The sequence below is a fragment of the Myxococcus sp. CA039A genome (assembly GCF_013336645.1).
In the GTDB taxonomy this organism is placed as follows: Bacteria; Myxococcota; Myxococcia; order Myxococcales; family Myxococcaceae; genus Myxococcus; species Myxococcus llanfairpwllgwyngyllgogerychwyrndrobwllllantysiliogogogochensis.
In genome coordinates, this window is record NZ_JABUMQ010000031.1 from 19631 (window position 1) to 42114 (window position 22484).

Consider the following 22484-nt stretch of genomic DNA (forward strand, 5'->3'; position numbering starts at 1 on the left):
CCTCTTGATGGGTTTTCGCGGCGGGAGCGACACCTTCCTGTCGGGCGCACCACTCGCATGCCTCTGGCGTCAGCGATGCTAGAAGTACGACTCCTGCCATCGAAGAGGGAGCACTACCGAAGCCCCTTCAACGGAACGTTCATGAGCGTTCGACCCGGATGTGCCGCAGCGTTCTGTGTATTCCTGGCCTGCTCCACGAGCACGCCCGTTCCTGGTGGAGAACGCGACTACTGGAGAGAAGGCCCCCATGTGCATGTTCGTGGGCCCTGGACCGCTGTTACCCCATCGACGGACGTAGATGAGGTCATCGACCAACTCTGCCCGGCCATCATGTCGCAACCACGCGCACGGGACCGTGACTACGGCCAGGAGTACTGCGGCGTCATCTACTCTCTGAGCGATGGCCAGTACTACGCGAGCATGCCTTCTCCCTTGGGAGAGCCCGTTCCTGTCGGTCCCTCGAAACAGAAGAAGTGCATTCCCCCTCGCTACGTTGTCGATGCGCGAGGCCGCCCCGTCGTCCTCGCGGACTTCCACAGCCATCCCTGGGCACCCTCTCCCATGTCTGCGACAGACCGGATTGCCGCGACTCAGGTCTGGAGCATCCGCATCCAATTCGACAATGCATGCACCGTCATGAAGCTGGTTCCTCATCTGGGCAGTTCGCTGCCAGGAGAAGTCTACGTGCGGACGGAGAAGCAGTGGAGTCTGGTCGGCATCATCAGGCCCGCCGACAAGCGGTATGGCATCGTCATCGCGGTAGACCAGAACTGAAGGCGTACCGTGCGGACGACCCAGGTTCGTGACACAAGAGGCACCGCAGCCACGAGGACCCCATGACGCGCGCGTTGATGATTCTTCTATTCCTCCTGCCCGCCTGCGCTCTCTTCCAACGCCCTCCTCGCCCTGTTCACGCGTCCCAGGCAGAGGCAGCAAAGGTCGAGATCCCGCTCGCGTTTCCTGAAGAGGGGCGTCAGATCATCCCCGGAACAACGCTGAGGGCCATCCAGCTCGCGATGGAGGACTACCTGCCCTGGGACTACAAACTCCCCGGAACGGCGACTCCTCTTCAGCAGTGCCTCGCTCGCCGCGAGGCCTACGATGTCGTGGCCGCACCGGGTCCTCACGGTGTCGTGTTCGTCAGCATCGTTCCCAACCCGGAGGTCTGCGACGTCGGCGGCCCTCCGCTGCTGGACATCGGCGCCACCTACGCCATTGATGTCACAGGCTGGCGGATCCTCTCCGTGCAGCAGTAGCGACTCAGTGACCCAGGCTGTCCACGCCGCGCAGTGGGCGCATCAGCGCGGAGATGAGCCGCTCGCGTCGCACGACGAATTCCGCAGTGCCCGTCATCCCCGGACGCAGCCGCACGGGCACTCCCGCCGTGGAGCGGGGCTCACCGGGGACTTTCACGTCGACGCGATAGGGCGCGGCGCCCAGCGTGTCCTCCTGCCGCCGCGTCGTGTCCCCCGCGATTCGCGACAGCTCCCCCAACAGAACGCCGAAGTCCTGGAAGGGATACGCGTCCAGCTTGATGCGCACCGGCTGCCCGTCTCGCAGGAAGGCGATGCCCTCCGATGCCACCACCGTGCGCAGCACGAGCCCATCCTCCGATGGCACCACCAGCGCGAGCACACTCCCCGCCTGCACCACGTCCCCTCGGTCGAACACCGTCAACCCCTGCACCGTGCCCGCTCGCGGCGCCACCACCTCCAGCCGCGCGGCCTCCAATCGCGTCTCCTCCAGTTCCCCCGTGTAGCGCTCCAACTCCACCTTCGCCGCCGACAGCGCAGCTCCATCAGAGAGCGAAGCCACGCGGGAGTCACCCTCCAGCCCACGCTGCTCCAACTCCAATCGCCCCAGGCTCGCTTCCAGCTCGCGCACGGAGGCCTGCGCCGCCACCACCTGCGAGCGAGCCACCTCCGCTTGCACGGACGCGTTCTCCGCTTCCACCGAGGCGACGAATTCCTTCTCGCGCAGATGTTCAGCGTTCCGAGCATCCCTTGAGCGCGCCTCCGCCTCACGCTCCTTCGCGTGGATGAGCGCTCGCGCCGCCTCCAGCCGAGCCGCTGTCTCCAACGCCGTCGCCTTGCGCACGCGAACCTGCATCCCGAACGACTCCGTCCGCGACGCCACCAGCGCCTCCAGCATCACCACCCGCGAGCGCGCTTCCACCACCTGCTGCTCCAGCAACCTCACCCGCGAGCGCACCTGCGCATCGTCCAGTCGAAGTAGGACCGCTCCCTGCTCCACCTGCTGTCCCTCGCGCACCGCGATGTCCAACACCACACCGGAGCGCGGCGCCTGCACTCGCGCCGTCTCCCCCACGGGAGCCACCACGGCCTGGCCCCGGACCACCACATCCATCTCGACGAAGAACAGCGCACCGAAACCCAGCAGCGCCAGCGCCGCGCACACCGCATACAGCCCACGCAGCACGCGGCGCGTCCGAGGAAAGTCGAGGACCGGCAACAACTCCCGATAGGTGTCCTCAATCACCGCCATGAGCATCCTCCGCTCCATGGAGCTTCCCCGCGCCGCTTCCCCGCCGCGTTCTCAGTCAGAACCATGAGCACCCTCCGCTCCATGGTGCTTCCCCGCGCTGCGTCCTCAGTCGGCACCATGAGCATCTCCGCTCCATGGCGCGTCCCCGCCCCATTCTCAGTCACCGCCATGAGCACCCTCCGCTCCATGGCGCTTCCAGTTCGGTGTCGCCTGCGCGAGCGCGCTGTACAACTTGCCCTGCGCGGACATGAGCGACTCGTGCGTCCCCATCTGGGAGATATGTCCCTCGTTCATCACCACGATGCGGTCCGCGTGCTGCAACGTCTGGAGCCGGTGACTGATGATGAGCGTGGTGCGCCCTCGGACGATGTCGCGCAGCCGGTCATGAATCGCCTGCTCCGCCAGCGGGTCCAGCGCCGCCGTCGCCTCGTCGAAGATGAGGATGCGTGGGTCCGTCACCAACGCTCGAGCGATGATGACCCGCTGACGCTGTCCCCCCGACAACGTCAACCCACGCTCCCCCACCAGCGTCTGGAACCCATACGGCAGCTCCGTGACGAAGTCATACGCCCCCGCGAGCCTCGCCGCCCGCACCACCGCTTCCTCCGTCACCGGACGCCCACAGGCGATGTTGTCGAACACCGTCCCGGAGAACAGCTGCGTCTCCTGCGTCACCATCCCTATCTGCCCACGCACCGACTCCGGCGTCACGTCCCGCAGGTTGTACCCATCAATCGAGACCGTCCCCTCGCTCGGGTCATGCAACCTCAGCAGCAGCCGCACCAGCGTGCTCTTTCCACACCCCGATGGCCCCACCAGCGCCACCACTTCCCCTGGCGCGAACTCCAGGTCCAGCCGCTCCAATGTGTTGGACTCACGGCCAAGCCCATAGCGGAAGCTCACCCCCCGGAAGCGGATGTGCCCCTTCACCTGCGGCAGCTCCAGCACCGCCGACGCCCGCTTGTCCCCCTCCCCCGCCACGTCCTGCACCGCACCCACTCGCTCCAGATGCGCCTGCACCCGCTGGTAGTCCCGCCACTGCGTCGCCAGTCGCACCACCGGCCCACTCATCTGCCTTGCGAACAAGGTCGCCGCGATGAGCGCTCCCACCGTCAGCTCCCCCCGCAACACCGCGCGCGAGCCCACCCACAACACCAACGCACTGCCCACCAGGTCCAACGTCTGCGACACACTCGCGCCAATCGCCCCGTGCATCGAGGCCTTGAAGCCATGCTGCAGCGACGGCGCCAGCAAGCGCTGCATCGTGCGCAGGAACGGCAACTCCAGCGCATGCGCCTTGAGCGACTCGAAGCCCTTGAACGAGTCCATCAGGTGCGTCTGGTACAGGTCATGCTGTGACAGGTACGCCACCGTGTGGTTCCGCACCCAGCGGCCCACCACGGCCGACACCAAGAGGTGCAGCGGCATCAACCCCAGTGCGAGCACCGCCAGCGTGGGCGAGTACATCATCAACACCCCCGCCGTGCTCAACACCAGCGCCACATCGATGGTGATGGCGATGGCGTTGTCCACGATGAAGCCTCGAATCAGCCCCACCTCCATGAACCGGTTCAGGATGTCGCTCGTCGTGAAGCGCTGGAACAACCCCGACGCCCCATCCAGCACCCGTCGATAGAGCGTCTCCACCACGTCGCGTTCGATTCGCGTGGACACCTCCAGCACCAGATAGCTCCGCGCGAAGGCCAGCACTCCCGACAACAGCGCCGTGCCCACCAACCCCGCCAACAACACATCGAGCAGCTGCGCATCCGCCCGCATCAACACCCGGTCGATGACCACCTGACTTCCCAGCGGAAACGCCAACGCCAGCACCTGCAACAACAACGACAGACCCACCAACTCCGCGATGACCCCTCGGTACGGTCGCAGCAACACGGAGAAGCGCGCCAGCGCGGACTTCTCCTGCTGCTTCGGCGGAAGCGCCGCCACCGCCGTCGCCATCCGGTCCGACGGCTTGAGCAACAACAGCACCCCACGCCAGGAGCGCAGGAACTCCTCCCTCGGAATGAAGCGCGTGGAGAACGACGGGTCACCCACGACGACACCCTTCCGGGTGACTCGCCACACCACGACGAAGTGGTGCCGGTCTTGAAGATGCGCGATGGCCGGCAGGTCCACCGAGCGCAACAGCTCCCAGTCCGCCTGGACGCCCGTGGTGATGAACCCGAGCTGCTCACCCGTGCGCGACAAGTCCAACAGGCTGGTGCCATACCGGCTCACACCCGCGAGCTTCATCAGCGACGGGTAGTCCAGCTCGTGCCCGTAGTACCGCGCCACCATCCGCAGGCACGCGGCACCACAGTCCATGTGCTCCTGCTGCCGATAGAACGGCACCTGTTTCCACGGCGACGCGGCCGTGGGGCGCTCCGGCAGCTCCATCGAGGACTCCTCTTCGGGAGGTGCCTCGGGTGGAGCATTCACGTCCGTGAGGACCACGTGCGGCCAGCGATTGAACTGCGCGCTGCTCCTCGCCACACGCCGACCCAGCGCGCGTCGCACGCCCGGGAAGCGCAGCAACACCTCCGCCGCGGCGCCTCTGGGAGCGGACAGCAGGGTGCTGGTCTCCAGCGCTGTCGCCGCCGCGAAGACGGGTGCGTCCAGCAGCAGCGCATCCAACGCGAAGTCCTCGCCCGGCCCCAGCGCCCGCTCGCCATAGCGCACCGAGCCCTGCCTCAACACCCACCACTCCGCCGCCGTCGCTCCCGCCGGCATCAACACCGTGCCCTCCGGAACCGCGCCCTCCCGGAAGCACGCCGCGAGCCGCAACACACCCTCCGGCTCCACATCGTCCCCGAACAAGTCGAGCAGCGCCCGGCGCAACGCGGGACACAGCAGCGCCGTCAGCCCACCCGTCTCGTCCAGCGCCAACGCCTCCCGGAAGTCCGCGCCGGGCACCTCCAGCACGCGCGTCCCTCCACCCGTCACGACGTCGAAGCCGTGCGTCGCTCCGTCTTCACGCGCATGCGCGCCATACAGCTCGCCCGCCGCCACATGCGTCACCCGGAGGAAGGCCCCGTGATTGGCACCCAGGTGCCCCATCACCAACATGCCCTCAAGGACCAGGCGCACCGTGTCGCAAGGCTGACCCCGATTCGCGACGAGTTCCTGCGACACGTACTCACGCACGCGGCCCGTCTTCATCAAGTGTCGGCGCACCTCATCCGGCAGAATGCGCAGCACGCCGGACACGCGGCGCGCGTCCAGCGGGGAGACCTCAACGGAGTCCGCGAGCACACTCATCTCGGGTGGACTCAGTCCTCCACGGTGAAGACCGTCGGCCCTTCCTCCGGGCCGTAGAAGTCGAGCAGCTCGCGGTGATAGGCCATCGTCAGCCGGCAGAAGGTGATGAGCCGTCGCCGGATGCGCGCCTGGTCCGCCGCGGTGAGAGGGCCCGCGTCCGCGAAGGGCTCGCGACCGAACTGGTCATGGTCGTCGCTGCAATCCCCCACGTCGTGGTCCCTGAACGGCCCGAACGCCTCCACCGGCAACACCGCGTGCTCCGTGAAGCGCTCCCAGAACTTCCCCACCGTGGCCAGCGCCGTCGGGTCTCCCTCACCCACGCCGATGCAGGCCGAATACGACAGCGGGTCCGCCATCCCCAGCCAGCGCAGGTGGTTGATGAGCGCCTGCATCGCGATGAGCGGCGACGCGCGCTCCAGGTCCGCCTCCGTCAACCCCGCCGCGAGCAACCCGCGCTTCAACCACGCGTGGTGCCAGTACTCGAACGACAGGTGCTCGCTCAGGATGGTCTTCAGCCGCTCCGTCGGCTGCGACGCCACCGCCGCGCTCTGATGCGACGAGGCCGCCGCCGCGAAGTGGTAGTTCTCCAGCAGGTAGCCCACCGCCAGACGCCGCGACACCGGCCCCGTCCAGAACCGACGCAGCATCGACGACGGCCCCCAGCGCTGCTGCGCGATGCCCGCCAGCGAGCGCAGGTGCTCGTAGTACGTCAGCGCATCCACCTCCAGCCCGCTCGTCTGCACCAGCACCGCGCGGTGATACAGGTCCTGCGCCACCGACGACACCAGCTCAAGCCCCAGCCGCGTCTCCTTCGCGATGTCCGCCAGGGTCCGCTTGCCATCCAACAACTGAATCACGCGCCACGCCTGGTCGGCGCTCTCGCTGTCGATGGTCATCACCTCCCAGGGCTCACCCTCCGCCGCGCCGAGCACCAGCTCGCGCCGCGCCAGTCCCTCCGGGCGCACCCAGTTCGCCAGGGCAAGTCGAGTCGCCGGCAAGAGCGGCCCCGGCTCACGGGTAGAGGGATGCCAGGCACGTCCGATGATGGGAAGGTGGCCGTTGTTGTCACTCATGGGTTTCACCGCCTGCGGATGGGTTGCTTGTGGAAGGGTGGGCGACGAGCGAGACGAGCTCCTGCTCGGCGAAGGCACTCAGCGTGTCGCGGGTGATGGACCGGGCCAGCTCCAGCGCCCAGCCCCGCTCGCTGTGCAGCGCCTCCGCCACCTGGGCCACCGTCCTCACGCCGTCACAGGCGCGCCAGACGGCGTCGGTGCCTTCGTCCAAATCGAAGTAGTAGTTGTCGAGGATGAGGTGCACCTGCCCCTCGGCTCGACGGCGCCGCACACGCAGGTGTGTGACGGGAACGAGCGTGTCCAAATCCATGGCGCTCATTCCTCGATGACATCCGTGAGCTGGTTGCACAGCCGGATGCATGTCTCCAGATAGGTCTTCAAATCCTCCGGACGCTGACGCAGCCGCGCGCCATCCGGGAACTGGAGCTCCCAGAAGCGCTGCTCGAACTTGCGCGCCTCTTCGTCCCCACTCGCGACGAGCTGCCCCAGGATGCGCGTGCGCCACTTGCGCCGGATGTTCGTGCTACCCCGGTAGTGACAGAAGGCGTCGCAGGTGGAGTTGAGCAACTCCCGCGCGCGCATCAGCGCCACGTCCGGCTGCTCCATCATCCCGTAGAGGTCCTCGAGCGCGTCGTCGACCTCGCGAATCTTCACCTCCAAGAGCCACCGCGACAGGCGACGGAAGTCGAAGCGCGAGCGCAGCCTGTCCAGCCGGCCGTCATGCATCAGCGCCACCCCCGTGCGCACGCGGTGCAGGAAGACGATTTCGTCCTCCGTCATCCGCCGCTCCATCATCACGTTGTCCCGCCCGCCTTCTTTCAGGTCCAACGCGGCGAGCTTCGCGGCGAGCACCTCCACCGACGCCTCGCTCCAGTACTCGAAGTCCACGCGGCGCTTGCCGAGCATGTGCACGGAGAAGAGCGCGTCCCCGGCCTTGTGCAGGCTGGTGCCCGTCGGTTCGCCTCCGCCGACGACGAACACGTCGATGTCGGAGAAGGCATTGCCCATGCCCTCCACCAGGGAGCCGGACAGGAACACGGCGGCCTCGATTGCGGGCGTCAGCGACTCCAGCGCCAGCAGGTGGCCAAGGTCCACGCCAAGCAGGTTCATCAGTTCGTCACGCGAGGGCTGAGTCATGAGGGCGGCGACACCAGAAGCGAGAAGAGGAAGGAAGGCGCGAGCCGGGTTCAGTGGCCCGCGCCTCCCCTGCATGAGCCTCAACGGCTCACGCGGTCAGCCTTCACCCGGCAATCACAGCACCGGGAAGACGCGGCCCGGCCCGATGACGATGGGACCGGGCAGCGTGACGATGGGGCCGGGCAGCGTGACGACGGGACCCGGGATGGTGGAGATGGAACCACCGACGACGCACTTCATGGTGTCGGCGGACAGCTTGATGGCAACGCTACGGGGCTTGTTCATGGTGTTGCTCCTTGAGGTGTCTGCGTTTCACTACGTGCTGCGTGCTGCACCTGGCGCGGCCAGGACTCGGGCCGCTTGAATCGGAAGAGACGTGGGAGACACACGACACGGCGGCCATGCGAGGATGGGCCCCTGGAACCCGGAGGTCCGTCGATGCGTGCCCCTGTGCCGACACCCCTGCTGCGCGTGGGTCTCAACAAGGTCGCCCTGCTGCGCTCGTCGCGCGGCGGCGCCGTGCCTGATTTGACGGAGGCCGCGCGCACGCTCATCGAAGGCGGCTGCCGCGCGCTGATGGTCCACCAGTGGTCCGACCACCGGCACGTGAAGCCCCATGACATCACCGCGCTCGCCGCCCTGGACGCCGTGCGCGACGGCCACGCCACGCTGCATGTCGGAGGAGACCTGCGCGAGGACCTCGGCGCGCTGCTGGAGCGCACCCCCGGCGTCGGCTGCTGGGTGGTGACACCCTTCGAGGCCCAGCACCTCACCACCCAGCGCGGGTGGCGCCCCGAGGACGACCAGCCTCGGCTGGCGCACTGGGCCCAGACGCTGAGAGGCCGCACGCGCATCTCCGTGTTCGTGGACCCGGAGCCAGAGGCCGTGGACCTGGTCGCGCGTGCCGGCGTCGCCGCCGTGGAACTGAACTGTCGCGACTATGTGGAGGGCTTCGGCACACCCACGCAGGAGCGTGCGCTGGAGGCCCTGTCGCGCGCCGCGGACCGCGCACGCGAGCACGGCCTGGACGTCAATGCCGCGCATGACCTGGACCGCCGCCACCTGTCTCCGCTGATTCGCGCCGTGCGCCCCACGCTCGTCTCCGTGGGACACGCCTTCGTGGCCGCCGCCGTCATCGCGGGCCTGCGGGCGGTGCTGCCCGGCTTCCTCCACGCGGCCTCGCGGGACTGAGGGCTTCTTCGCGGCGCGCGTCATCGCGACACCTCCGCGCCCCGGGTGCCGTGACGCTCCAGCGCCTCCGCGAGCAGCCGCACACCCGTGGCATGCAGCACCAGCGCGATGTCCTCGGTGCGAGGAGTCACCGGCGCCAGTTGGAACGGCGCGTTGGCCAAAAGCAGCAGCGGCGTGACGAAGTCCCACCGCACGCGCCAATCCGTGTCCCCTCGCGCCAGTGCCCGCGCGGGCAGCTCTTCACCCAGCCACACATCCAGCGCGGCGAAGCGCTCCAGGGCGGGACGCGCCCACAAGGCCCACTCCCACGACAGGCGCCCTTCCTCCTCGGACACCCGGGCCGCTCCGGCGCGCGCCAAATCGTAGAGGCCGCTCGTACACGTGCGCAGCTTGGCCAGGTCCTCCAGGTAGTCGCTGTCGGAGTCCCCCGTGGCGGTCGAGCCTCTCGGGTCCAACAACAGGAAGCGACCCGTGGCCGGCTCCAGCAGGACGTTGTCGAACTTGAAGTCGCCGTGGAACCGCCCCACCCCGGGCGGGTGCAAGCGCGCGAGCAGCGCCGTGTCTCGCTCCAGCTCACGCACCAGCTCGGCCGCGCTCCGGTGAAGCCGGCCGTTGAGGTCCAGGCTCCCCGCGGCGCACAGCCGGTCGAAGCGCGCGGACAGCCCCCGGCCCGCGCTCGCGCGACGCCAGTACTTGTCCACGTAGTTGGCGTGGAAGAAGCCCTCGGGTGCGGGACGGTGGTGGTCCGCATAGAGCGTGTCGAAGGCGAAGGACACGATGCTCCGGGTGCCGCTCACGGCCTCGCCCACCGTCAGCGTGCCGTCCACCAGCACGCGCGACAACTCCGGCCACGGACAGAAGTCCATGTCGTATTCGGCCCAGTCCCCGCCGGTGCGCACCTCCAGCACTCGAGGGAAACGCTCCGCCGCGCGCGGAGGCAGCTCGCGCAGCCACGCCACCTCACGCAGCAGCTTGTCGCGCCCATGCGTGGCGCGCTTGGTGACGCGACTGCCCGACACGCGCACGTCGCGCACCACCCCGCGCCAGTCGCCCTCGGCTCGCGCGCCGCTCACAGGCCCGCCTCCCGCTGGTGCCGGAGGACATCCAGTCCCTCGGAGAGAGAGAACGGCGTCTTCAGTCCCAGCGCCGTCAGTCGCGTGGACACCAGGCGGTTGTCCCGAGGCCGCACCGCGAGCGACGACTCCTTGCGCGCGCGCACCAGCGACACATCCAGGTTGAAGGCATGGGCCAGCCGCCGCGCCCACGCGTACTTGGTGGTGGCCTCGGCGCCACTGAAGTGCAGCACGCCGCGCACGCCGCCGCCCGCGAGCCGCGCCAGCAGTCCCGCCACCTCGTCCACCAGCACCGGGTAGCGCACCTGCTCGCCGTCCACGTACACGGGCAGGCCCGTGGACAAGTGCTCCAGCGTGGACGTGACGAAGGTGGACTTCTCGTCCGGGCCGGTGAGGCCGTAGAGCAACGGCACGCGCAGCACCAGCGCGTCCTCCAGCGTCAGCGCCAGCAATTCCCCCTCGCGCTTGGTGACGCCGTAGTGCTGGAGCGGCCGGGGTGCGTCCGTCTCCACGTACGTGCGGGCGGGGGCACCATCGAAGACATGGTCGGTGGACACGTAGAGCAGCCGCGTGCGCGTGCGTCGGCACGCCTCCACCACGTGGCCCGTGCCTCCCACGTTGATGCTCGTCGCGGCGGACCGGTGACGCTCGCAGTCGTCCAGGTTGCAGCGCGCCGCCGCGTGGATGCACACGTCGAAGCCGCCCTCCACGAAGGCCGCGTCCACGGCGCGTGCGTCGGTGATGTCCAGGCGCATGAGCCCCTGGCGCGGCGTCGTGCTCCAGGTCCCCTGGGCCTGGACGCCCTCCATCAACAGCGCGCGCATCACCCTGCGCCCCAGAAATCCGCTCGCCCCCGTGACGATGACCTTCATGGCCAGCCCCCCGTGTCCCCGCCGCCGCTAGAGCAGCGACAGAGACGCGCCCCCGCTCGTGCCCAGTCCCACGCCCAGCAGCGCCAGCCGGTCCACTCCCGCGCGCGGCCCCGGGACTGCGCACTTCACCGCCGCCACCTTCGTCGCGAAGCGCAGCGCCTCACCAAAGCCATGCCCCGCCTGCACCGCCGCGATGTAGCCCGCGTGGAACGCGTCCCCCGCTCCCGTCGTGTCCACCACCTCGCAGCGCTCCGCCGCGACGCGGTGGTGCTCACCCTGCGCCGTCCACCCCTCGCAGCCCTCCGCGCCCAGCGTCCCCACCACCACGCGCAGTCCCCCGGCCAGCAGCGTGCGCGCGGCGGCGGACAGCTCGCGCTCCCCCGTCAGCTCGCGCAGCACCTTGCCCGGCGCGACCAGGCTCGTGAGGTACGGCAAGAGCGGCCGTGCCTCCTCCGCGACCTCCGCGTCCGCCAGCACCGGCAGTCCCTGGGCCCGCGCGCGCTTCGCCAGCGCCCGCGAGAAGGCGGGCTCGTGCCCGTCCAGGTACACCAGCCCGCATTGCTCCAGCGGCGCGGCGTCCGCGGGGATGCCGTCCATGCGCAGCCGCGCGTCCTTGTGCATCACCAGCGAGCGCGTGCCGTGCGTGGTGTCCACGATGATGGCGGCCGAGTGCTGCGGACAGTCCGCCACCGTGAGGCTGCCCTCCACCACCACGCCGGACTCCACCAGCGAGCCGCGCGCCAGCCGCCCGAAGTCCCCGCCCCCGAAGACGCCGAAGTAGCGCGTGCGCACGCCCAGCGCGCCCAGCATCGCCGCGACGTTGGCGCCCTGCCCGCCTCCGAAGAAGCGCAGCCCGTCCGCCTGCACCTTGCCGTCCGTCACCAGCGCGTCGCGCGTGGAGAAGACGATGTCCACCGTGTTGTTGCCGATGACGAGCACTTCCATGGTGCCTTCCCGTGCCTGCATTGCCTGCCCTTTCCTGGCGCTGCGCCGCTCCCCCGCCCTGGCCACCTAGCGAGCCACCACCGGCCGCACCTGCGCCGGGGCCTCCGCATGCAGTCGGCGCAGCACGTCCGTCGCGATGCGCTCCGCCACCTGCTCCGGCCGCAGCTCGCTGGTGTCCACCACCGTCCAGCGCTCCTCGGCGGGCAGCAGCGACACGAGGTACTCGTCGTAGGCCTGGTGCCGCTCCGGGTTGTCGCGCAGGTACGTGTCACGCACCGACTTGGAGGGACGCAGCAGCGCCCGCTCCCGCTTCGCCTTCGGCGTGGACGTCAGGTAGTAGTTGAACGCGAACGGCAGGTGCTCATCCCAGATGAGCTGGCTGGGCAGCCCCGACACATCCGGATGGAAGAAGCGGTTGCGCCCCACCTGGCTGAGCCAGTGTCTGTCCTGGACGAGGAAGCCCGACGGCAACCCGCGGTGACAGCGCGCCAGGTCGAGCAGGATGTTCGCCGAGTAGAACCAGTCAATCTCAAGCAGGTCCGGCGTGCGCTTCGCCTCGGCCAGGAAGTGGTCGAGGATGGGCATGTCGAACACGTAGCAATGCCCCAGCCGCGCCGGCAGCCCCGCCGCCGTCAGGCGCGCGCCCAACAGCTTGCACACCGTCGTCTTGCCCGCGTAGTCCGTGCCTTCAATCAGCAGTCCGTGAATCATGTGCGCCTCGCTCGGGCTTCAGGGTTGGAGGACGACCTTCAGCGCGCCGGCGGGAGGGCCCTGACGCCGGGCGCCCACGTCACAGCCCACCAGCGCCAGTCCCTCGCGGAACGACGCCAATGGCAGGCGGTGCGACACCAGCCGGCGCGCGGGCACCACGCCCGAGGCGATGAGGTGCAGCGCGGTGGCGAAGCTGCCATCCAGCGAATCGATGGAGCCCTGCACGGACAGGCTGCGGTCCGCGATGCCGCCCACGTCCAGCGCCACCTCGTGTCGCTTGAGGCCCACCAGCAACAACTGCCCGCCGCGAGACAGCTTCGTCAGCGCCTCACCCGCCAGTCGCCCCGTGGTGTCCACCACCACGTCGAGCGGCGTCGCATCCGAGGCGTGGCGCGCGCAGACCTCATCCAGTGACTCCGCCACCGTCCAGCGCCGGTCCACCACTTCGCGGCACAGCTCCCGCCGCGCGGCCGAGCGCTCCACCAACGTGCCCGTCAACCCCAGGCCCGCCAGCACCCACGCGTACAACACGCCCATGGGCCCACCGCCGAGCACCACCGTGCGCAGCGACGGACGCAGGCGCAGCTGGTTGGCGCCCGTGACGGCGCAGCTCAGCGGCTCGGTGAGGCTGGCCTCCTCGAAGCCCACGTGCGCGGGCAGCGTGTAGAGGAAGCGCTCCGTCGTCTTGTGCAGCGGCGCCATGGTGCCGTCGGCGCTGACGCCCGTCTCCGTCTCACCCTTGCGCTGGCAGTGATTCTGCCGTCCGGTGCGGCACAGCCGGCACTGGCCGCAGTGGAAGGTCGGGTCGATGACGACGCGGTCCCCCACCTGGACATGGCGCACGGAGGGGCCCACGGCGACGACTTCGCCCGCGGACTCGTGGCCCAGCACCACACCGGGCTTCGCCGTGTACTCGCCGCCGATGATGCCCAGGTCCGTGCCGCAGATGCCGGTGGCGCGAACGCGCACCATCACCTCGTCGTGCACGGGCGCGGACGGCTCGGCACGCTCGCGCAGCTCCAGCTCCCAGGCTGTCGTGTACACCACTGCCCTCATGTGCTCCCCCTCGAGTCCCGACTCAGCCCACGTCCGCGAGCGCGCGTGACAGCCGCGCGACGATTTCTTCCAGGTCGTCCTGCGTCGCGATGAGCGGAGGCCGCACCTTCACCACGTTGCCGAAGCTGTAGCGGGAGCCGCGCAGCACCAGTTGGTGTCGCTCACCCGCCACGCGAATGAGCGCCAGCGTCTTCTCCACGTCCGGCGAGCCATCCGCGCGCACGATTTCCAGGCCCCACATGTACCCGAGGCCCCGCACGTCGCCGATGCACGGGTAGCGCGTGGCGAGCTGCCCCAGCAGCTCTCCCAACACGATTCCGTTGCGCCGCACGTTGGCCAGCAGGTGGCCGGACGTCATCGCCTTCAACGTCGCGGACGCCGCGGTGAGCGCCAGCGGATTGCACCCCGAGGTGAAGGAGTGCTCGTGGCTCTCCATCACATCCAGCGCGCCCTCGAAGAGCACCGCCGCCACGGGGATGCCGATGCCGCCCAGGCCCTTGGCCAGCGTGACGATGTTCGGCTTGAAGCCGAGCGCCTCCGAAGCGAACAGGTGCCCGGTGCGCCCCATCCCCGTCTGCACCTCGTCCGCGATGAGGAGGATGCCCTTCTCTTCACAGAGCTTGTTGAGCGCCTGGAAGTAGCCGGGGGGAGGCACCACGTTGCCGCCGTTTCCCAGCACGGGCTCCACCAGCATGCACGCCACCGAGCCGCTGCTCGCGTACTCGACGAAGTCGCTGATGCGCTCCACGCACAGCATCCCGCAGCCGGGGTACTTCGCCTTGTAGAAGCAGCGATAACAGTACGGCGCCGGCACCTTCACCGAGTGCGGTGACACCGACTCCGGGAAGCCCTTGCGACGAAACGCGTTGCCCGAAATCGCCGTGGTGAACTGCGTCTGTCCATGGTGGGAGAGAAAGAGGCTGAGGATGTCCGTCTTCCCCGTGGCCTTCTGCGCCACCTGCACCGCGCACTCGTTGGCGGTGGAGCCGGTGATGTCTCGCATCCACCCGGCCGTCAGGTGCGCGGGCGCATGCGCGAGCAGCTCCGAGAGCACCTGCTTCGCCTGCCCCGCCATCAGCGAAGAGCTGGCGTGCGCCATGCGCCGCAGCTGCTCCATCACGGCGTTCGTCACCTCCGGATGGTCGTACCCCAGAGGCACGTTGAAGGTGCCGGAAGCCGCGTCGAGGAAGGCCGTGCCATCCTCGCGGATCAACCGGATGCCCCGCCCCCGGACGAACTCCTCCCCCGAGCGAGCCCCTCCTGACGCGACTTCGGACGCACCCTCTCGTACATCCGGCCCTTCCCCAGAAAGGACCTTCAGGTTGAGATTGGACAAGCGTGTTCCCCCAACGGCGTGAAACGTCCCCCCTTGGACGTTTCAATTCCCCGCGCTGCTGGAGAGTGAACGGAGCCTCGAAAAATCCTTCGGTGAATCAACGGGGGTTGGCCACGCGAAGGCGTCCGGCCAGGATGTCACGCCATGAAGATGGAGCACGTGGAGCAGACGCTGGAGCGCATCGCTCGCGAGGCGCGGGCCACGCCGGGGGGCCTCCTGGCGTTCGACGGAGACGGCACGCTGTGGAGCGGTGACGTCGGGGACGACTTGTTCATGGCCGTGACGGGGCGCGACGCCGTGCGCGACGCGGCCCGCCCCCGGATGGAGCAGGTGGCCGCCGCGCACGGCCTGGAGCTGGAGGGCAGCAACAGCACGCTGGCCCGCAGGCTGTTCACCGCCTTCCAGGCCGGCCGCATCGCCGAGCACGACATCTGCGAGATGGCGACGTGGCTGTTCGCCGGCTGGGAGGTGGAGGAGCTGCGCGCCTTCGCTCGCGGCGTGGTGGAGTCACACGGCGTGGCCGAGCGCGTCCACCCGGAGGTGCGCCGCGTGGTGGACTGGGCCCGTGAGAATGACGTCCCCTGTTACGTGGTGAGCGCCTCGCCGCTCGCCGTCGTGGAGGCCGCCGCGCGCGTGGTGGGCATCCCCTCCGAGCACGTCATCGCCAGCACCCCCCAGTCCTCGGGCGGCACGGTGCTGCCGGACGTCATCGCCCCCATCCCCTACGGCCCCGGGAAGGTGACGTGTCTGAGGGCGCGCACCGAGCGGCCCTTGTATGCCGCCTTCGGGGACAACGTGTTCGATTTGGAGCTGCTCACCGAGTCCCGGGTGCCTGTCGCGGTGCGTCCCAAGCCCCGCCTGCTGGAGCGCGCGGACCGCCTGCCCCCGCTGGTCCAATTGCACCCAGTGACCACCCGCTGACAGCGTCGGCTGGGGAACGCGTCCGGCGAGCTTTTGGCGGCGCCCTCGGGCGCGTCCGTGCTAACTCAGGCGCCGCACTTACTCGAAACAACCGCCACGGAGAGACACAGTCATGCCGCTCATCGCCCTGCGTCCCCTGCTCGACTACGCCGCCGCCAACAACTTCGGGGTCGCCGCGCTCAACGTCAACAACATGGAGCAGATCCAGGCCATCATGGAGGCCGCTCGCGCCACCCAGAGCCCGGCCATCATCCAGGCGTCGCGCGGGGCGCGGAAGTACACCAATGACTTGTTCCTCCGGAACCTGATGCAGGCCGCGGTGGAGCTCTACCCGGAGATTCCGGTGGTCATGCACCAGGACCACGGCAACTCGCCGGAGACCTGCATCAGCGCCATCCGCATGGGCTTCACCAGCGTGATGATGGACGGCTCGCTGGAAGAGGACGGCAAGTCGCCCTCCACCTACGAGTACAACGTCGCCGTCACGCGCGAAGTCGTCAACGTGGCCCACCGCTTCGGCGTGTCGGTGGAAGGTGAGCTGGGCGTGCTGGGCTCGCTCGAGAGCGGCATGGGCGAGAAGGAGGACGGCCACGGCGCCGAGGGCAAGCTCACGCTGGAGCAGCTCCTCACGGACCCGGACCAGGCGGTGGACTTCGTCAACCGCACGGGCATCGACGCGCTCGCCGTCGCCATGGGCACCAGCCACGGCGCCTACAAGTTCTCCCGCAAGCCCAGTGGTGATGTGCTCGCCATGAGCCGCATCGAGGAGATCCACAAGAAGATCCCCAACTGCCACCTGGTGATGCACGGCTCCAGCTCCGTGCCCAAGGAGCTGTGCGACATCATCAACGCCAACGGCGGTCGCATCAAGGAGACCTACGGCGTGCCGGTGGAGGAGATTCAGCGCGGCATCCGCGCGGGCGTGCGCAAAATCAACGTCGACACCGACAACCGGCTCGCCATCACCGGCGCCATCCGCAAGGCCTTCTTCGCCAAGCCGGAGGAGTTCGACCCGCGCTACTACCTGACGCCCGCGCGCGCGGCCATGCAGGCCATCTGCGAGGAGCGGATGAAGCAGTTCGGTCAGGCCGGCCACGCGAAGAAGGTGCCGCACGTCACGCTGGAGCAGATGGCGCGCGACTACACGGCCGGCAAGTTCGGCGAGAACGCGCGGCCCGACACCGTCGTCGGCGCCCAGAAGAAGTAGTTCAACGCGTCGGGAGCTTCGGGGGAGGACCGCCTGCCGTGGCGGCTCCCCCGAACTGCTTCATGAGGCGACCGTGGCTCACTTCTTCTCGCCCGCGAGCGCCGTCGCCATGTTCTGCGTCTCGTTCTCCACCTGGTAGTCGGCAATCACACGCCGGCCCTCCTCGGGAGTCTGCTTCAGCCTGAGTGCCTCCAGGCTCAGGGGCACCACCGCGCCCTCGTCGGGTTGGACGTAGAGGACGCTGCCCTCCAGCGCCACGACGTCGCCCTCAATCTGACGGGTGCGCTTGGGGTCTGGCGTCAGGTCCACGTCGGGCCCCTGGACGATGCGGGTCATGCCCTGGGTGGGCGTGACGTCGGCGCCAATCATGCCGCCCACGTTGAGCGGGGGGACGTTGCCGGCGAGGTTGCCCGTGCGGTCCAAATCTATCTCCAACTGCTCCTGTTCCGCCGTGTTCTGCTGGGGGTCCCTCGCCAGACCCGCGGTGGGCGCCGCCAGTGCCGCCAACACCGGGGCGGCCAGGGCGATGCGCTTCCACCGACTGGACATCGTTTTTCGCGTCATGACTCGTACTCCGGCTGGGGGTCCTTGGACCCGTCTCCCCCGAAGGTAGGCCACGACGTGACGCTCACGCCTGGACCGTGCCCCGGCCACCTCCCAGCGAGGCGGGCCACCGCTCCCGCCGAGTGTTCAGCCGTCGAACGCCACCGCCCCAGGGGGCCGGGAACAGGCTAGGGTGCACCCGCAGGGCCCGGCGGGCGCCCTCCTGACGGAGGAAGCGCCGGGGCTCCATCCGCGCCGCACATCGGCGCCCTATCGCGCCGTACACCGGCGCCTATCGCAGAGGCCGCACGTGAACGGTCGCACCAACGAGCACCGCATCGCCCTTTTTCTCGACTTCGAGAACCTCGTCACCAACACCGGTATCAGCGCTTCCAACTTCGACCTCCAGCCCTCGCTCGACCGGCTGCTGGAGAAGGGGAAGGTGGTCTTCCGTCGCGCCTACTGCGACTGGTCCCGCTTCAACGAAGCGAAGATGGGCCTGCACCGGTTCGGTGTGGAGCTCATCGACGTGCCCCCCTCCACCCGCGCGGGGAAGAACGGCGCGGACATGCGCCTGGTCATCGACGCGCTGGAGCTGTGCTACGCGCGCGAGAGCATCGACACGTTCGTCATCGCCTCCGGCGACAGCGACTTCTGCCCGCTCGCCTACAAGCTGCGTGAGAACGGGCGCACCGTCATCGGGTTGGCGGTGAAGGAGTCCACCTCCCCCCTCTTCGTCAACGCGTGCGACGAGTTCATCTACCTGCGCACCACGCGCCAGCGCTCGGAGAAGGGCGACAAGGGCCGTCATGGCGCCGCGGCCGAGGAAGCGGGGCATGGCAAGCGGGGCCGCCATGGCCGCGACGCGACGGGCAAGGCCGGCAAGGCCGAGGTGGAGAAGGCCGCGCCCTCGGGTGGCAAGGGCCACTCCAAGACGGAGGTCCCGGAGATTGCCCGCGAGGTGGTGCAGAACCTGATTGCCCGCGCCACCGGCCCGGTCAATCCCTCGCTCATCAAGGAGACCATCGTCCGCAAGGAGCCGGACTTCGACGAGCGCGAGCACGGCTTCCCCACGTTCGCCAAGCTGCTCGCCGCGCTGGAGACGGAAGGCGTGCTGCGCCGCATCCAGCAGGGCCGCCAGTGGTACGTCGTCGGTCCGGACGCGGACCTCGCGGGTGGCAGCGAAGCCAAGAGCGAAGGCAAGGGCAAGAAGCAGGGCCGGGGCCGCAACACCGAAGAGTCTGAAGACGAGCTCGAGTCGTACCCGGACCCCGAAGAGGACGACGGGCTCTAGTCGTCGCTCCCGCTCCGCCTCCCCTGAGTCAAACCTCGGGGAGGCGTGAGCCCAGGGCAAAGGTCGGGCCCGCGCTGCCCCAGGACCTGCTGGAGCACATGCGGGCCCAGGACTGGCACTGTCCCGTGCTCACCCAGCGGCGGCTGATTGAGGTCTCCGAGGAGCTCTTCAAGGAGCTGAAGAAATCCAAGAAGTTACGGCGACGTTCCTGACGTCGTCTGTAACACGCGACGCTACAAGCGCCCCGCCGTTGTAACGGCGGACGCTACAGCGCTTCCGAGTCTTGCTCGGAAGACTTCATTGGCACGTCCACTGCTCTGTGCGGGGTAGCCGGTTCTCTGTCCCCCCGCCGGCTTCATCCCCAGAGCAGGAGTACACATGTCACAGGGTTATTTCCGCCGCCGCCTCACCCAGGCGTTGGTGCTGATGGGAGCGCTGAGCGCTCCCTCCGCCTTCGCCGTCGTGCAGGACTCTCACGGCGCTCGCAACCACGACGCCCGCATCGCCCACAACGTCGGCGTGAAGAAGGCCGTGAGCGCGCTGCAGAAGGACCGGGAAGCCTCGCTGCGCCGCGACGTGCCCGAGCTGCGCGTGGAGCATGACGCCTCCACGGGCCTGGTCCGCTCGCTCGTCAACCCGGTGGGCGCGCTGTCCGGCCGCAGCAGCGGTGACGCGCTCGCCATCGGCCTCTCCTTCGTCCAGTCGCAGCGGGAGCTCCTGGGCCTGGAGCTGACGGACCTGGCGAACCTGGAGGTCACCGACCGCGTCTACTCGCGGCAGAGCGGTGTCACCCACCTGTACCTGCGCCAGACGCACCAGGGCCTGCCGCTCTACAACGGCCAGCTGCAAATCAACGTGGACGGCGAAGGCCGCGTGGTCAGCGTGCACAGCGACTTCCTGCCCTCGCTGGCCCGCGCCGTGCCGAGCACCCAGCCCCGCCTGGACGCCGCCGCCGCTGTCTCCGGGGCCGCGCGTCACCTGGGTCTGAAGCCGCTGACGGCGCCTCGCGCGCTGGAGAAGGACACAGGCCCGCGCCAGCGCACCCGCGTGGAGCAGTCCGGTGTGTCCACCGAGCCCATCGAAGCGCAGTTGGCGCTGCTGCCCGTCAACCAGGGCGACGCCCGGCTGGTGTGGAACTTCCAGGTACACACGCCCGACCGGCGGCACGTCTACGACCTCACGGTGGACGCCACCACGGGCGAGGTGTGGACGCGCTTCGACTGGATTGCCTCGGACGCCTACTCCGTCTATCCGCGCCCCGTGGAGAGCCCCATCCACACCACGCCGCTGCCGCCCATGGACGCGCGGCTCAGCCTCCTCAATCCCGCCAACACCACGGCGTCGCCGTTCGGCTGGCATGACACCGACGGCGTCGTCGGCGCCGAGTACACCCTCCACCGCGGCAACAACGTCCATGCCTACGACGACATCGACGACAACAACCTGCCGCCCGCCGTGGAGCCCGACTGCGGGACGGCGCTCACCTGCAGCTTCCTGTTGGACTTGAGCCTCGGCCCGAGCGCGTACACGTCGGCAGCCGTCACCAACCTGTTCTACTGGAACAACATCATCCACGACATCCAGTACCAGTACGGCTTCGACGAGGCGGGCGGCAACTTCCAGGTCAACAACTACGGCAACCCCGGCCTGGGCAACGACTACGTGCGCGCCGAGGCGCAGGACGGCGAGGACGTCAACAACGCCAACTTCTACACCCCGCCGGATGGCCAGCGTCCGCGCATGCAGATGTACACGTGGACCACCACCTCCCCGGGTCGGGATGGTGATTTGGACAGCGGCATCATCGTCCACGAGGCCGGCCACGGCATCTCCAACCGCCTCGTCGGCGGCCCCAGCAACGTGTCCTGCCTCAACAACAACCAGGCGCCGGGCGAGGGCATCAGCGACTTCCTCGCGCTCGTCTACACCGCGCGCCCCACGCACACGGGCCCCCAGGGGCGCGGCATGGGCACCTACGCGCTGGGCCAGCCCACCACCGGCCTGGGCATCCGCGCGAAGCGCTACAGCACGAACCAGACGGTGAACAACTGGACGTACGCGAGCATCAGCGGCATGGCCGTTCCGCACGGCGTGGGCTCCGTCTTCGCCCAGGCGGCGTGGGAGGCGTACTGGGCCCTGGTGGACCGCTGGGGCTTCAACAGCAACCTCTACAACGCGACGGGCAGCGCCGGTAACCAGCGCATGATGCTGTACCTGACCGAGGGCCTGAAGAACACGCCCTGCAGCCCCACCTTCACCCAGGTGCGCGACGGCATCATCGCCGCGGCGACGACGCTGCACGGCGGCGAGGACGTGTGCCGGCTGTGGACTGCCTTCGCTGGCTTCGGACTCGGCTCGAACGCGGTGTCGGGCACCGCCAACAGCACCTCGCCCACCAACGGCTTCGCCGTGCCCGCCGCCTGCGAGACGGACGTGTGGGGCAAGGACAAGCCGTGGGACACGGGCAACGAGCCGGATGCCGCCACCGCGTCCAACGGCATGTGGGAGAGCGAGGACATCTGGGTCCGCAACTCGACCACCAACGGTCCGCACGAGAACCCGGAGTTCGGTCAGACGAACTACGTCCACGTGAAGGTGCGCAACCGCAGCACGGTGGCCGCGCACAACGTGGTGGTGAAGGTGTACGGCACCAACGCGGCCACCAGCACCTCGTGGCCGGCCGGTTGGACGGAGCTGGGCCAGGCGACGGTGGTGTACCTGCCGGGCGGCGCGGATGACGAAGTCGTCGTCGAGTGGAACCCGGCCGTCCAGGGCCACTACTGCCTGCTGGCGCGGCTGGTGACGCCGGCCGACCCGATGACGACGTTGGAGATTGGCAACCCGGACTACAACACCCGCCAGAACAACAACATCATCTGGCGCAACACCAACGTGGTGAACATGGTGCCGTTCGGCTTCTCCAACGCCACGTTCATCCTGCGCAACACGCTGCGCGAGGCGCGCCAGTTCAACGTGCGCTTCCGTGAGCTGAACGTGGACGTGAAGCGGCCGTTCATCGGGCGCGGCACCATCGTCGTGGACCTGGGCCAGGAGCTGACGGCGCTGTGGGAGAAGAACGGCGGCAAGGCCGAGGGCATCGAGCGCGTGGGTGAGACGCAGTTCCGCGTCGCCGACCCGACCCGCGCGGTGTTCCAGATTCCCCTGCAGCCGCTGCAGGAGTTCAACGTCGGCCTGGAGTTCAAGGACAACGAGTTCACCGGCAAGCAGACGGAGGACTTCGAGCAGTTCGACTTCGCGGCGGTGCTGGAAGACCCGGCGGCCGAGGGGAAGACCCGCGATATCGGCGGCGTGACGTACTACCTGCGCGTGGCGAAGCAGTAGGCGCCTCGCCAGCCGCT

At 68.8% G+C, this 22484-nt stretch carries 20 protein-coding genes; 7 read left to right on the forward strand and 13 right to left on the reverse strand.

Going from position 1 to position 22484, the window contains the following annotated elements:
* Nucleotides 1-330 precede the first annotated feature (330 nt).
* A complete protein-coding gene (locus HR086_RS07560) occupies nt 331-774 on the forward strand; it encodes a hypothetical protein (RefSeq protein ID WP_217441712.1) in 444 nt (147 codons plus the stop codon).
* Nucleotides 775-836: 62 nt separating this feature from the next.
* Nucleotides 837-1256 carry a hypothetical protein gene (locus HR086_RS07565; RefSeq protein ID WP_174460325.1) on the forward strand — a complete coding sequence of 140 codons (420 nt, stop codon included), beginning with the start codon at nt 837-839 and terminating at the stop codon, nt 1254-1256.
* Nucleotides 1257-1260: 4 nt separating this feature from the next.
* On the opposite strand, the gene HR086_RS07570 is transcribed toward HR086_RS07565, so the two are convergent.
* From HR086_RS07570 to HR086_RS07595, 6 genes are all read right to left on the reverse strand, one after another.
* Complete coding sequence (locus HR086_RS07570) at nt 1261-2505, reverse strand: HlyD family efflux transporter periplasmic adaptor subunit (protein WP_174465246.1); 1245 nt, start codon at nt 2503-2505, stop codon at nt 1261-1263.
* A gap of 156 nt (nt 2506-2661) precedes the next feature.
* Complete coding sequence (locus HR086_RS07575) at nt 2662-5766, reverse strand: ABC transporter transmembrane domain-containing protein (protein ID WP_174460327.1); 3105 nt, start codon at nt 5764-5766, stop codon at nt 2662-2664.
* An 11-nt stretch (nt 5767-5777) separates the two neighbouring features.
* Nucleotides 5778-6839, reverse strand: coding sequence for a hypothetical protein (locus HR086_RS07580; protein WP_141641865.1), 1062 nt, complete (start codon nt 6837-6839; stop codon nt 5778-5780).
* Nucleotides 6832-7149, reverse strand: coding sequence for a hypothetical protein (locus HR086_RS07585; protein WP_174456055.1), 318 nt, complete (start codon nt 7147-7149; stop codon nt 6832-6834). Before HR086_RS07585 ends, HR086_RS07580 begins: the two co-directional genes overlap by 8 nt.
* A 5-nt stretch (nt 7150-7154) precedes the next feature.
* The gene (locus tag HR086_RS07590; RefSeq protein ID WP_174465247.1) at nt 7155-7976 is read right to left on the reverse strand and encodes a hypothetical protein; all 822 of its coding nucleotides are present in this window, start codon (nt 7974-7976) and stop codon (nt 7155-7157) included.
* A gap of 114 nt (nt 7977-8090) precedes the next feature.
* Nucleotides 8091-8261, reverse strand: a complete 171-nt coding sequence (locus tag HR086_RS07595; RefSeq protein WP_174456057.1) for a hypothetical protein — start codon at nt 8259-8261, stop codon at nt 8091-8093.
* Nucleotides 8262-8414: 153 nt separating this feature from the next.
* On the opposite strand from HR086_RS07595, the gene HR086_RS07600 reads away from it, so the two are divergent.
* A complete protein-coding gene (locus HR086_RS07600; protein WP_174465248.1) occupies nt 8415-9167 on the forward strand; it encodes a pyridoxine 5'-phosphate synthase in 753 nt (250 codons plus the stop codon).
* Nucleotides 9168-9187: 20 nt separating this feature from the next.
* Here HR086_RS07600 and HR086_RS07605 read toward each other — a convergent pair whose 3' ends face one another.
* Genes HR086_RS07605 through HR086_RS07630 form a run of 6 tightly spaced genes read right to left on the reverse strand, consistent with a single transcriptional unit; the run spans nt 9188 to nt 15160 of the window.
* Nucleotides 9188-10240 (reverse strand): phosphotransferase, encoded by a 1053-nt coding sequence (locus tag HR086_RS07605; protein ID WP_174465249.1) that lies wholly within the window; start codon nt 10238-10240, stop codon nt 9188-9190.
* Nucleotides 10237-11112 carry an SDR family oxidoreductase gene (locus tag HR086_RS07610; RefSeq protein ID WP_174456060.1) on the reverse strand — a complete coding sequence of 292 codons (876 nt, stop codon included), beginning with the start codon at nt 11110-11112 and terminating at the stop codon, nt 10237-10239. Before HR086_RS07610 ends, HR086_RS07605 begins: the two co-directional genes overlap by 4 nt.
* A 27-nt stretch (nt 11113-11139) precedes the next feature.
* Complete coding sequence (locus tag HR086_RS07615) at nt 11140-12078, reverse strand: carbohydrate kinase family protein (RefSeq protein WP_174465250.1); 939 nt, start codon at nt 12076-12078, stop codon at nt 11140-11142.
* A 45-nt stretch (nt 12079-12123) separates the two neighbouring features.
* Nucleotides 12124-12768, reverse strand: a complete 645-nt coding sequence (locus HR086_RS07620; protein WP_174456062.1) for a hypothetical protein — start codon at nt 12766-12768, stop codon at nt 12124-12126.
* Nucleotides 12769-12786: 18 nt separating this feature from the next.
* A complete protein-coding gene (locus tag HR086_RS07625; RefSeq protein ID WP_174465251.1) occupies nt 12787-13824 on the reverse strand; it encodes a zinc-binding dehydrogenase in 1038 nt (345 codons plus the stop codon).
* Nucleotides 13825-13846: 22 nt separating this feature from the next.
* A complete protein-coding gene (locus tag HR086_RS07630) occupies nt 13847-15160 on the reverse strand; it encodes an aspartate aminotransferase family protein (protein ID WP_217439248.1) in 1314 nt (437 codons plus the stop codon).
* A gap of 144 nt (nt 15161-15304) precedes the next feature.
* On the opposite strand from HR086_RS07630, the gene HR086_RS07635 reads away from it, so the two are divergent.
* Both HR086_RS07635 and fba read left to right on the forward strand, forming a co-directional pair.
* Complete coding sequence (locus HR086_RS07635; protein ID WP_174460332.1) at nt 15305-16081, forward strand: HAD family phosphatase; 777 nt, start codon at nt 15305-15307, stop codon at nt 16079-16081.
* Between the two features lie 112 nt (nt 16082-16193).
* Nucleotides 16194-17288 carry a class II fructose-bisphosphate aldolase gene (gene fba / locus HR086_RS07640; RefSeq protein WP_174456064.1) on the forward strand — a complete coding sequence of 365 codons (1095 nt, stop codon included), beginning with the start codon at nt 16194-16196 and terminating at the stop codon, nt 17286-17288.
* 78 nt (nt 17289-17366) lie between these two features.
* Here fba and HR086_RS07645 read toward each other — a convergent pair whose 3' ends face one another.
* Entirely contained in the window at nt 17367-17852 is a 486-nt protein-coding gene (locus tag HR086_RS07645; RefSeq protein WP_174456065.1) for a hypothetical protein, read from the reverse strand.
* A 289-nt stretch (nt 17853-18141) separates the two neighbouring features.
* On the opposite strand from HR086_RS07645, the gene HR086_RS07650 reads away from it, so the two are divergent.
* Together HR086_RS07650 and HR086_RS07655 are read left to right on the forward strand one after the other, a co-directional pair.
* Nucleotides 18142-19125, forward strand: coding sequence for an NYN domain-containing protein (locus HR086_RS07650; RefSeq protein WP_141641853.1), 984 nt, complete (start codon nt 18142-18144; stop codon nt 19123-19125).
* Nucleotides 19126-19503: 378 nt separating this feature from the next.
* Nucleotides 19504-22467 carry a M36 family metallopeptidase gene (locus HR086_RS07655; RefSeq protein WP_254626233.1) on the forward strand — a complete coding sequence of 988 codons (2964 nt, stop codon included), beginning with the start codon at nt 19504-19506 and terminating at the stop codon, nt 22465-22467.
* Nucleotides 22468-22484: the final 17 nt, after the last annotated feature.